The 12120-nt window shown below is 62.9% G+C and carries 9 protein-coding genes and 2 tRNA genes; 9 read left to right on the plus strand and 2 right to left on the minus strand.

What is annotated here, in order from left to right:
- Positions 1-166 precede the first annotated feature (166 nt).
- On the plus strand, positions 167-979 hold the full coding sequence (locus tag MHX52_RS08565) for a fumarylacetoacetate hydrolase family protein (protein WP_070488253.1): 813 nt from the start codon (positions 167-169) through the stop codon (positions 977-979).
- Positions 980-1030: 51 nt separating this feature from the next.
- On the opposite strand, the gene MHX52_RS08570 is transcribed toward MHX52_RS08565, so the two are convergent.
- Positions 1031-2173: an isochorismate synthase MenF gene (locus MHX52_RS08570; protein WP_239317705.1), complete on the minus strand. Its 1143-nt coding sequence runs from the start codon at positions 2171-2173 to the stop codon at positions 1031-1033.
- Between the two features lie 147 nt (positions 2174-2320).
- Here MHX52_RS08570 and MHX52_RS08575 point away from each other — a divergent pair, with 147 nt between their 5' ends.
- The 6 genes from MHX52_RS08575 (at position 2321) to MHX52_RS08600 (ending at position 7584) form a co-directional block, all read left to right on the plus strand.
- Positions 2321-3187, plus strand: coding sequence for a TIM barrel protein (locus MHX52_RS08575; protein WP_239317708.1), 867 nt, complete (start codon positions 2321-2323; stop codon positions 3185-3187).
- A 209-nt stretch (positions 3188-3396) separates the two neighbouring features.
- Positions 3397-4365: a PHB depolymerase family esterase gene (locus MHX52_RS08580; protein WP_237746241.1), complete on the plus strand. Its 969-nt coding sequence runs from the start codon at positions 3397-3399 to the stop codon at positions 4363-4365.
- Positions 4366-4481: 116 nt separating this feature from the next.
- Positions 4482-5570, plus strand: a complete 1089-nt coding sequence (locus MHX52_RS08585) for a PHB depolymerase family esterase (protein ID WP_239317711.1) — start codon at positions 4482-4484, stop codon at positions 5568-5570.
- 128 nt (positions 5571-5698) lie between these two features.
- Positions 5699-7201: a glutamate--tRNA ligase gene (gene gltX / locus MHX52_RS08590; RefSeq protein WP_239317714.1), complete on the plus strand. Its 1503-nt coding sequence runs from the start codon at positions 5699-5701 to the stop codon at positions 7199-7201.
- Positions 7202-7438: 237 nt separating this feature from the next.
- Positions 7439-7510, plus strand: a tRNA-Gln gene (locus MHX52_RS08595).
- Position 7511: 1 nt separating this feature from the next.
- Positions 7512-7584, plus strand: a tRNA-Glu gene (locus MHX52_RS08600).
- 103 nt (positions 7585-7687) lie between these two features.
- Here MHX52_RS08600 and MHX52_RS08605 read toward each other — a convergent pair.
- A complete protein-coding gene (locus MHX52_RS08605) occupies positions 7688-8551 on the minus strand; it encodes a hypothetical protein (protein ID WP_237746240.1) in 864 nt (287 codons plus the stop codon).
- Positions 8552-8842: 291 nt separating this feature from the next.
- Between MHX52_RS08605 and MHX52_RS08610 the strand changes: the two genes are divergently transcribed.
- Complete coding sequence (locus MHX52_RS08610; RefSeq protein WP_239317716.1) at positions 8843-10468, plus strand: Re/Si-specific NAD(P)(+) transhydrogenase subunit alpha; 1626 nt, start codon at positions 8843-8845, stop codon at positions 10466-10468.
- 3 nt (positions 10469-10471) lie between these two features.
- Positions 10472-11965: a Re/Si-specific NAD(P)(+) transhydrogenase subunit beta gene (pntB, locus tag MHX52_RS08615; protein ID WP_035003435.1), complete on the plus strand. Its 1494-nt coding sequence runs from the start codon at positions 10472-10474 to the stop codon at positions 11963-11965.
- Positions 11966-12120: the final 155 nt, after the last annotated feature.

Below are 12120 nucleotides of genomic sequence, written 5' to 3' on the forward strand. Positions count from 1 at the left end.
CTAAAACTGTCGCAGCCGTGGCAAGCGCGTAAACCGCGGATTACGTGAAAACAAATTCATGGTTAATAGGCGGGGATAAAGGGGCGTCATAAAAAATGCAGGCACAAGACCACAAAGAAGGGGCATAGCAAGAGGTAGATGGGGCAATGGAGTAGGGTATGAAAACATGCGTATTGCTCGAATTGCACACCCCGAGGGCATGGCCTTCGCGATCGTGGAGGGCGGCCAGCCGGACGGCACCGGCGCTACTCTTCGCGAGATCGCAGGCCACCCGTTCGGACAGCCCGAATTCACCGGAAAATCCTGGCCTATCGAAGACGTTCGACTGCTGGCGCCGATCCTGCCGTCGAAGGTTATCGCCGTCGGGCGCAACTACGCTGACCACGTCAAGGAGGTGTTCAACAAGAGCGCCGAGCACCTGCCGCCGACGATCTTCCTGAAGCCCCCAACAGCAGTCGTTGGCCCCGAGGCTCCCATCCGCATCCCCGAGTGGGCCACGCGCGTGGAGTTCGAAGGCGAGATGGCAATCGTCATCGGCCGCCCGTGCAAGGACGTCAACCGGAACAACTGGAAGGACGTGGTGCTGGGGTTCACCATCGTCAACGACGTCTCCTCCCGCGACCTGCAGTTCCAGGACGGCCAGTGGTCCCGTGCGAAGGGTCTGGATTCTTTCTGCCCGCTGGGTCCGTGGATCGAAACGGCTGTGGACAGCATCGACATCGACAACCAGCCGATCCTGGCGCACCTCACCCACGAGGGCAAGACGGAAACCAAGCAGGATTCCAACTCCAACCAGATGATCAAGTCCATCCCGGAGATCGTGGAGTGGGTTTCCTCCGCTTTCACGCTGTTGCCGGGCGACGTGATCTGCACCGGCTCGCCCGCCGGCACCGCAGAGATGGTTCCGGGCGACCGCATTGAGGTGGAGATCCCGGGTCTGGGCAAGCTGGCCAACCCGGTGCAGGCCTACGGCAAGTAGGCGGAGCTCACCAGCCGCGTGGTCAGCGCCGGACGGCTGTGGCTTCGGGCGCTACACTTCCCGCAGCGCTGCAGGCACGTTGAGTGCCCGCAGCGCTGTTTGCAGCTTCGCGGACGTTTCCTCCGCCTCCATGGCGGGAATCGAGTCCACGACAATGCCGCCGCCGGCCCAGGCGCGGGCGGTGTTGTCCTCCACGATGGCGCAGCGGATAGAGAGCATAAACTCCCCGTCGCCGCTGGAGTCGCACCAGCCCACGGCGCCGGAGTAAAACTCGCGCGGAGACTTCTCCTGCGCAATAACCCCCAGCGCATCGTCCGTCGGGGTGCCGCCGATGGCCGGGGTGGGGTGCAGCATCAAGGCCAGATCCAGCGCGGAATACTCGTCGTCCTTTAGTGTGCCCGCGATCTGGGTCCCCAGGTGGATCATCTCGTTGGTCTCGTGGATCTCCGGGGTAGCCGGAATGTCCAGCGTCTCGCACAACGGCTCCAGCACACGGCGGTAGTGCTCCACCACAAAGCGGTGCTCGCGTAGATCCTTGTCGGAGCTTCCGAGTTCGCGGGCTGTGGCGTCATCAATAGAGAGGCTTCCGGTGCGCGGCGCGGAACCGGCCAGGGGGAAGGCCGAGATCCGGCGACCATCGCGGCGAATCAGCATCTCCGGCGAACTGCCGACGAACATCGCGCCCTGGTACTCGGAGCGACCCGTGGCGGAGAGATCCACGGCGAACCCGTCGCGGTAGGCGGACAGGTCGATTAGGCGAGCAGCGATGAGTAGCGGATCCACGGTCTCGGCGTAGGTGATGTCCACGGCACGCGCCAGTACCACCTTTTCCAAACGGGACTGCTGGATCGTGGCGACGGCAGCGGCAACCATCGCGGTGTGCTCCTCGGCGGTGGTCTGCGCTTCGACGGACTCGACCGTCAGGGTGCGGGCGGCATCCTTGCCACGGAAGAAAGCCGGTGGCTCCAGCGGGCCTTCGGCGCGGACAACGGTCTCCGGTTCCATGAGAGCCGCGCGGAGGGATGTGTCGAAGGGGAAAGCGCCGACAATCAAGTCTGCTTCCTTGTTTCGAAGCGCAGTGGATGCTTCGAACGGGTCCGGGAAGGTCGCCTTGCGCCCCTGGGTGCGGATGCTGCGATCTGGGCGGGAAAGCAGGAAATCCGGGGCGGTGGCCGGTCGCTGCTCGTGGGTCATGGGTGCCATTTTACTTCCCGGCAAGACCGCGGGCTGCCTCGCCCTGGGTTGCGCGCGGGTTGTGCGCGGCAAGAAGCCCTGGGGTGCACGCGGCAAGAAACTGACTTCAATTCTGGATTAGCGCCTCTACGTGGAATGATGATGCTTATGAATACAGAATCAGGTGCACATCCGGTGAGTTTCGCCACCGCGATGAACCATTCCCTCGGCGCGCAGACCGGCGCGGATGCCCTCGAAGCGGTTGCGAATTCCCCCTACGACAAGGTGGAGCTGTGGTGGCCGTGGGATACGCCCCACCCCTCTGAGCAGCAGATGCGCCAGTTGGTTGATGCGCTGGCTAAGGGGCGACCAGAGAACCCGCGCCAGCTCGTCGCGCTGAACCTCTGGGGCGGCGATCTGGCGGCGGGCGATCGGGGAGTGCTGCACCTGGTCGGCCCGGAGGGTGGCGCTGGCGGCACTAAGAACGCTGGCAACGCTAGCGGCGGAAACACTGAGGATGCCGGGAGTGCGGTCGACGACGTATTTGTCGACGGCGATCCCGCGATCACCGAGGAGCTAATTGAACACCTCAACGCCGTTGAATACCTGCACCGGCTGACGGGCGTGCGTCGCTTCAACGTGCTGGTCGGCCGCGGTGGCCGCGCGCTGCAGCGTCGCCAGGTCCGCGCGTTCGCCGCAGTAGCCAAGCGCCTGGCACGCTTCGGTGGCGTGGCCCTGATCGAGCCACTGAGCGGCATTGAAAACTACCCTGTGACCAGCATTAAGGAGGCTGCGCCCCTGGTCGCTGCCGGTGGTCGCCTTCTTCTTGACGCCTACCACCTCGCCGCTAACGGTGAAGACTGGACCTGGCTCGCCGACCGGGGACCGGGGAATGAGCTGTGGCCGGAGCACGTGCAGATCGCGGACTTTCCAGGCCGCGGGGCGCCGGGGACTGGAGAAGCGCCGCTGGAGGAGTGGATTAACCAGCTGCGCGCGTCTGGCTATGAGGGGGAAGTAGTCCTCGAGCACATCTAGTGCGTGAGGTCAGCTGAGTAAAAGCTGAAGAATTTGCGCACATTCCGGCGTGTTACAGCACATGCGCAGCGAAACTTGTGTCTAATGTTACGTTTGTGACTCATGTGACTGCTGTTAAGAATGTTAAAGCCGTTAGTTCTGTAATTGCCGGAAACGCTGCGGGTGCCGGGCGCCACCTTGGCAACCGTGCTCTGAGCTTTGCCCTGCTCATGGCGGTATCCGTTGCTATGACGCTGGCAATGCTTGCCACCGTGCTCGTCGGCGGAGCTGGCGTGGCCAGCGCGCAGGAGGCGCCTGCCCCTGCGCCCGCGCCTGCACCGGCTCCCGCGCCCAAGCCTGCACCGAAACCGGCACCGGCGCCGAAGCCGGCGTCAACAATAGATAGGGCGCACCCCGGACAACCGGAGAACATCGAGTTCACCCGACCCGACGGCAGCACCCGCAGCGCAATCGTCAGCGTGACCTCCAACTACGACCCGCACAAGCCCACGCCCGTGCTGTTTGGGTTCGGCGGGCGCGACGATACGCCCGAGAATTACCGCAGCTACTCCCGCTTCTCGAACACCGGCGCGGCCAGCGAAGCGATCGTGGTCTACCCGCGCGGCATTGATAACGCCTGGGAGGGCGCACCGTACGCCACCAGCAAGCGCGGCCAGGACGTCGACTTCGTGCGACAGATCGTCAATGAGCTGGACAGGAAGTTCAACGTCGACCGCAACCGCATCTACGCCACAGGCATGTCCAACGGTGGCGGCTTTGTGATGAACCTTGCGTGCCAGGCTCCTGATCTGATCGCTGGCGTGGTGAGCGTCTCCGGCGCCTTCTACAACCCGGTCAACGAGGGCTGCGCGCCGGAGTCCGTGCCGACGTTCGTGATCCACGGCCAGCAGGACGAGCTCACCCACTACAACGGCGGCACGCTGCACAACGCGCCTTATCTTCCGGCGCCCCGCCTGATCCACTCGCGTGCGCTGCGCAACGGCTGCGCGCCACAGCCTGTGGTGGAGCAGAAGCCCAACAACGTCACCCAGTTCGGCTACCCTGGCTGCCGCGACGAGGCTGTCTTTTGGCGGATCAACGACCAGGGTCACAACTGGCACTTTGCGCCCGACGTAGCCAACGAGGCCTGGAACTTCCTGGCCCGTCAGAACAAGACGCTGCCAGGCGCGGCCAGCTAGGGTTAGCTAGATCTAGCTAAAACCGGCCAGAGCTAGCTAGAGCCACCGCTGTGGCGGCTTTTAGGATTTTGTAAGAAAAAGTTCCTAAATTTCACCACCCGGTGTATGTTTAAGCGGTGCAAAAGTTTTCGTCACGTTTTACTCACACGAAGGCCGCGAACACTCACTCTCTTTCCGCGGCTGATCACACTGATTCCGCAGGTTCCGTAGTCTCTGCAGCCTCCGGCTCTTCCCGCTCGGCTCGCCGCGGCGGCCGCTTCCGCAAGCTCACGCTCTCCCTGGCTGTAGCCCTCGGTATCGGCGCAAGTACCCTGGCTGGCCCGGCTCTGGATACTGCTGCCGGCAACGAGTCCGCGACTCCGCAGGCCAGCGCCGCCCCAAGCAACCTGGTGGGCAGCCTCTCCGGTAGTCTGACCGGCCTCGCTGGCTCTCTGAGCCCGCGCCCGGGGAACAACTACCAGACCTTCAACGTCAAGGGGAAGACCCGCACGGCGATTGTCGATGTTCCGGTGAACTCCGGTAGCCGCAAGAAGCCGATCCTCTTTGTGTTCGGCGGTCGTGGCCAATCTGCGGCGGACATGAAGAACACGTCCCGCCTCAATGCGGTGGCCGGCCGCGATGCCGTCGTAGTCCACGCGGAGGGCATCGGCCGCTCCTGGGAAGGCGCCCCGTATTCCAAGACCCGCCGCGGCGAGGACGTAGCTTTCGTCCGCGAGATGGTCCGCTCCCTGTCTAAGCGCTACAACGTCGACACCCGCCGCGTGTACGCAGCCGGGCTGTCGAACGGTGGCGGCATGGCGATGAACCTGGCCTGCCAGGCTCCGGACTTGGTCGCCGCTGTCGTGTCTGTTTCTGGTGCTTACTATGACGCCACCATGAACAACTGCCGTGGGCGCAACGTACCGACCATGCTGATCCACGGTGTGCACGACACCCTGATGCACTACGGTGGCGGCGAGCGCCACGGCATGCGTTACTACGGCGCCCGCGCTGCTTTCGACAACGCAGCACGCCGTAATTCCTGCGACATGCGTACCCTGCATGGAGTTCGCGCCCACGCCCTTACCAGCGGATTCACCTATAACGGTTGCCGCGCTTCCACCGTCCTGTGGCGGGCGGACTTCGGCGGCCACAACTGGCACGCCTTCGCCCCGGACGCTCCGAAGGCTGCGTGGCACTTCCTGTCGCGCCACCGTCATGCCTAAACGGTGACCTAACGGCACCCCAAACCCCCGCCGTCGCGCGGGGGTTTGCTTTGCCCGCACAGAGCCTGCACAGAGCCCGCGCCGAGCAAGCGCGAAGGCCAGAACGCGGGAAGGTACAGTTAAATACCATGAGTGAAGTAAGCGAAGTTCGCGTTCGATTCTGCCCGTCGCCCACCGGCACCCCGCACGTCGGCATGGTGCGCACGGCTCTGTTCAACTGGGCTTATGCCCGCCACACTGGCGGCAAGCTCGTCTTCCGTATCGAGGACACCGATGCGAAGCGAGACTCCGAGGAGTCCTACCAGGCCATCATCGATTCCCTGAAGTGGCTGAACCTCGGCTGGGACGAGGGCATCGAGGTTGGCGGCCCGCACGAGCCTTACCGCCAGTCCCAGCGCATGGACATCTACGCAGACGTCCTGGAGAAGCTGAAGGAATCCGGTGACGTGTACCCGGCTTACTCCACCAACGAGGAGGTGCAGGCCCGCCACAAGGCTGCAGGCCGCGACCCGCAGCTGGGATACGACAACTTCGACCGCGACCTCACTGAAGAGCAGATCGCGCAGTTCAAGGCCGAAGGCCGCGAGCCGGTCTGGCGCCTGCGCATGCCCGACGATCGAATCTACGAGTGGCACGACCTCGTCCGCGGCGACATGAGCGTGGACGGTAAGACCGTGCCGGACTTCGTGGTCGCTCGCTCGAACGGCCAGCCGCTGTACACCCTCGTTAACCCGGTGGACGATGCTCTGATGGAGATCACGCACGTCCTGCGAGGCGAAGACCTGCTGCCGTCCACACCGCGACAGATCGCACTCTACGAGGCGCTGGTACGGGTGGGCGTCGCTAAACAGGTACCTACATTCGGCCACCTACCGTTCGTGATGGGCGAGGGCAACAAGAAGCTCTCCAAGCGCGACCCGGAATCGAACCTGTTCAACCACCGCGACAACGGCATCATCCCCGAGGGCATGCTGAATTATCTGTCGCTGCTTGGCTGGTCGCTGTCCGCCGATGAGGACATCTTCACGATGCAGCAGCTCATCGACAACTTCGATGTGGCGGACGTGAAGCCCAACCCGGCACGCTTCGACCAGAAGAAGCTGGAGGCCATCAACGCCGACCACATCCGCATGCTGGAGCTGGACGACTTCACCGAGCGCCTGCGCGCCTACCTGGAGGAGCACAAGGCCTTCCCGGAGGACTACCCCGCGGATAAGTTCGCTTTCGCTGCGGAGCTGGTGCAGACGCGCATCAAGACGCTCTCGGATGCTGACGGTCTGCTGCGCTTCCTGATTACTTCTGACGCCGATTTGTCCCTGGACGAGAAGGCTGCGAGGAAGAACCTGAAGGAGGACGCGGTGGAGGTTCTCGAGGTTGCCATCGCGCAGCTAGAGGTCATCGCGGACGGGGAGTTCAAGACCGACGTCATTGAGAAGGCGCTGCAGTCGAAGCTGATCGAGGAGATGGAGCTGAAGCCGCGCAAGGCCTACGGCGCTCTGCGTGTGGCCATCAGTGGTGCGGCTGTGTCCCCGCCGCTGTTTGAGTCCATGGAGCTGTTGGGCAAGGAGTCCACGCTGGCGCGCCTGCGGGCCGCCCGCGAGCAGACGCCTTTCGCACCCGCGCAGCAGTAGAGGCAGCGGTGGGCGCGGCGGTAGAAGCAGCGGGGGGGAGGTGCGCTTGCGCGTGCCGTACTGCGAGTGAAGGGCGGCGCAGTGAGCGCACTATGGCCGGAAAATGCGTGTTTACCAGCTGATTTGCTTGTAATTCACTGTTCTGGTTATAGTAATCCTCGTTGCGAGCGAGGTTCGCAGTGTTCAACGACCTGGATATCTGGGGAGTGTCACTTGCGGGTTTTGTTCGACGAACGATGGCCTATGGTGTAATTGGCAACACTACGGTTTCTGGTACCGTCATTCTAGGTTCGAGTCCTGGTAGGCCAGCGCCCCGTTCGTCTAGCGGCCTAGGACGCCGGCCTCTCACGCCGGTAACACGGGTTCAAATCCCGTACGGGGTACAAATACTGAATACGGTGACCTCCGGTCAGCTTCACTTTTCAGAAGCGGGCCGGAGGTTTTCGCTTTCGCGCTGGATATGTGCCGGAAGAAGATGCGCGAGCGCTAAGGGCGGGTGCCCGCGTTGCCGTCGGACATGAGAGGCGCGCCGTCAGCATTGCGCTTCACGGGGAAGCTTTCTGGCAGGAAGAGGGATACGCCATCCTTGGCGGTGAGAACATCCCAGTGGTTATCGTGCACCCAGAACGTCAGGGGAGAGATGTTCACCGGGTGCTGCCGCAGCTCGTGGCGGGTCTGGGCCATCTGCTGCATGATGTTGTCCGCTGGCTGATCCGGAACCACTGGGTGAACCAGAACCGTGCTGCCACCGGGCATGGAGACCACGTGTCCGTGGCCATGGTCAGGAATCTTGGTGATCTGCAGGAAGAGATCGAACGTGATGGCGAGCGTCGCCCCGAATGGGAAGTCGGACTTAACCTGGAAGAAGACATCGCCAGCGCTTGCAACCTTCAACGTTTCGAGAGACTTACGCGTGGTGGCCATAGAAGCCGCTGACCAAAATGTGTGGTTGCTCCCGGGCATGTCCAGGCCCGGGAAGGTTGCGTCGCCCAGAACTTGCAGGTCAAGGTCAAAGCCCTGCGGAAGATCAGCGTCGGAGAGTGGCTTGAAACCGGAATCTACGGTGGCGAGGAAGCGGTAGACGCCCGGCAGGATCTCCTTTGCGTATGAGTAGTTGCTGGCATCCTTCGGGGCAGGGGAGATGATGCCGTAGACAAGCTCTCCATTCGGAGTGGTTAAGGTCGCGTCACCGTCGCTGCTGTGCTGAAACTTCAAGTGGCCGTGCTGAGCTGCTGGCTGCTGCGCTGTTTGCTGCTGACCAGCAGCTTCCTGCGCTGCTGATTGTTGTGGGGTGGTGTCGTTGTTCTTCTTCTTGCCGAATAGTCCAAACATGGCTGTGAGAGTACGCACGTTTTGGAGGCTTCGCATGGCTTTGCCTCGGAAACTCTGAATGGCTTTAATTGTCGCCACCTCCCCAGCGCCGAGGCTGAGGGCGTCAACTCCCAAATTATGAGAGGCACGGGGGTATTTCTCTCAAATCGTGATATGGACCCAAATAATCACCTATGGTTTTAGAACTACCCAAACGTAGTTAATGGGCTCGCAAACCCCGTCCAAACCAGGACTTCACCAGGCGTAACGGCCTTTAGGAAACGCGAGCAGAAGTAAACATGCAAGAGACACACCAGTGAGGAGCCTCCCTTGCTTATCGGTATCCCAAGAGAGCCAGAAGCCCTGGTTTCGGCCACGCCGGACACCGTGGGCAAGCTCATCAAGCTTGGCTACGAGGTCGCGGTCCAGTCCGGCGCAGGCGACCAGTCCAATTACCCTGACAACCTGTATGAAGAGGCCGGTGCGCGCATCGTCGGAGACGATGTTTGGCACGCGGACATCATCACCGCCCTCGACGCGCCAACTGACGAGCAGCGCGCGCAGCTCAAGCCCGGCGCTGCCCTTATCGCTCGCCTGGCACCGGGTCGTAACGAACAGCTCATCCAAGAGCTTGCGAACCAGAACGTAACCTCCGTGGCCATGGACACCGTGCCGCGCATTTCCCGCGCACAGTCCATGGACGTGCTTAGCTCCCAGGCCAATATCGCCGGCTATCGCGCGGTCATCGAGGCGGCCAATACCTTCGGTCGCCTGTTCACCGGCCAGGTCACCGCCGCCGGCAAGGTTCCGCCTGCCATCGTCTACGTCATCGGCGCGGGCGTGGCTGGCCTGGCCGCGATCGGCACCGCGAACTCCATGGGCGCGATCGTCAAGGCCACGGACCTGCGCCCCGAGACCGCCGAGCAGGTCGAGTCCATGGGCGCCGAGTTCGTCGCCATCCAGGCGGAGACCGAGAAGTCTGAAGACGGCTACGCCAAAGAGATGACCGCCGACCAGGCGCAGGCCGCCGCGAAGCTCTACGCTGAGCAGTCCGCCGCCGCCGACATTGTCATCACCACCGCGAACATCCCGGGCCGCAAGTCCCCGGTGCTGCTCACCGCCGCCGATGTGGCTGCGATGAAGCCCGGCTCCGTCATCGTCGACATGGCCGCTGCCAACGGCGGCAACTGCGAGCTCACCGTCCCCGGCGAAATTACCGTCACCGACAACGGCGTGAGCATCATCGGCTACACGGACCTCGCCGGCCGCCTGCCCGCCCAGGCCTCGCAGCTCTACGGCCAGAACGTGGTCAACCTGCTCAAGCTCATGACTCCGGGAAAGGACGGCCAGCTGACCTTCGACCTGGAGGACGAGATCGTTCGCGGCATCACCGTCACGCACTCCACCTTCGCGGCGCCGTCTGCCGTCGCTTCTTCCGGCGCTCCTTCTAATGACGCCACGTCCCAGCCCGCCGGGGAGGTCGCTGAGATCCTCTGGCCACCCCCACCGGTCAAGGTCTCTGCAGCCCCCGCCGCGCAAGGTGCGGGTTCTAAGGCCGATACGGATGCGGTTGCTGCGGAGCAGTCGGCGTCAAACCAAGAAGGCGAGGCAAAGCGCAAGGGTGCGGGGTGGAAAATTCTTGCTGCGCTGCTCGGCGTCGCGCTGATTCTCGCCAGCCCGATGCAGGTCGCCGGCGAATACATGCTGCTTATGCTGGCCATCGTCGTGGGCTTCTACGTGATTACTGCGGTGACGCACAAGCTGCACACGCCGCTGATGAGTGAGACGAACGCGATCTCCGGCATCATCTTGGTCGGCGCGATCCTGCAGGTGGGTAGTTCCAACCTGGTGGTCGCGGGCCTGAGCTTTGTGGCGATCGTCGTGGCCTCTATCAATATCTTCGGCGGATTCTTCGTGACCCGTCGCATGCTGACCATGTTCGACGGAGGTAACTAAGCCATGAAACAACAACTTCTCAGCGCTGCCGAGACGGGCGCGCAGAACCTCGTCAACCCGACCGTCCTCGAGTGGACGGACAAGATCACCAACCTGGCCTACCTGGTCGCCGCACTTCTGTTCATCCTGGCGCTGGCAGGTCTGGCGAAGCAGCAGACCGCATCGCGCGGCAACCGCTTCGGCATCGCCGGCATGACCATCGCGCTCATCGCAACCATCGTCAAGGCCGTAGTCAACTCCATCAACGGGGGAGATGCCTCCACAGGCCCGCTCGTGACCGTGCTGTTGATCGCCGTGGCGATGCTGCTCGGTGCCGCGATTGGCATCCCGCGCGCCAAGAAGGTCGAAATGACCGAAATGCCGGAGCTCATTGCGATGCTGCACAGCTTCGTGGGCTTGGCCGCCGTGCTTATCGGCGTGAACTCCTTTATCCAGCCGGACGAGCGCACGAAGTCCATCGAGGCGTTCCACCTGGGCGAGGTTTACCTGGGTGTGTTCATCGGTGCGGTGACGCTCACGGGCTCAATCGTGGCGTATCTCAAGCTATCCGGAAAGATGGACGGTAAGCCGCTGATGCTGCCGGGCCGCCATCTGCTGAACCTGGCTGTCATTGTGGTGTCTCTCGTGGGCATGGTGCTGTTCATCTCCGCTGGCCACGAGAACCTGACCCTGGCGTGGATTGCGCTGGGCGTAATGCTTGCGCTGGCGCTGTTCCTGGGCTACCACTTGGTGGCGGCGATCGGCGGTGGCGATATGCCGGTGGTTGTGTCCATGCTGAACTCCTACTCCGGCTGGGCGGCCGCAGCGGCGGGCTTCATGCTGGCCAACCCGCTGCTCATTATCGTGGGCGCGCTGGTCGGCTCCTCCGGTGCCTACCTGTCCTATGTGATGTGCCAGGCAATGAACCGTAGCTTCGTCTCCGTTATCCTCGGCGGTTTCGGCGGCGAGGCTGCAGCTTCCGACGACCGAGAATACGGCGAGCACACCGAGGTCACCGCGGCTGAGACTGCGGAGCTGCTCAAGGGCGTGAAGAAGGTCATGATCACCCCGGGCTACGGCATGGCCGTGGCGCAGGCGCAGTACCCGGTGGCCACGCTGGTCGAGCGTCTGAAGGAACAAGGCGTGGACGTCACCTTCGGCATCCACCCTGTGGCAGGCCGCCTGCCAGGACACATGAACGTGCTGCTGGCTGAGGCCAAGGTGCCGTATGAGATTGTCCTCGAACTCGACGAGGTCAACGATGACTTCGAGGGCATCGACGTGGTGCTGGTCATCGGTGCAAACGATACCGTCAACCCGATCGCCGAGGAGCCAGGTTCCCCGATCGCGGGCATGCCCGTGCTGAAGGTCTGGGAGGCGGAGAAGGTCATCGTCTTCAAGCGCTCCATGGGCTCCGGCTACGCGGGCGTGCAGAACCCGCTGTTCTTCAACGAGAACACGGACATGCTGCTGGGGGACGCGAAGAAGACCGTCGAGGACATCATCGCGAACCTGTAGGGGTTTCCTTGCAGGAGTTAGGGGCCTGAGCTAGGGGGGGTGTCCCTATGTTTTTGTCAAGTGCCAGACCGATGTTGACGAGCACAGTCTTGGGAGTAGTTTCTTAGGCGTGCCTAGGAGCCGGCCAGCGTGTGCTGGTCGGCTTCGTCTTTGGG

Origin of the sequence: Corynebacterium sp. ACRQJ (assembly GCF_022346045.1) — a bacterium.
GTDB lineage: Bacteria > Actinomycetota > Actinomycetes > Mycobacteriales > Mycobacteriaceae > Corynebacterium > Corynebacterium evansiae.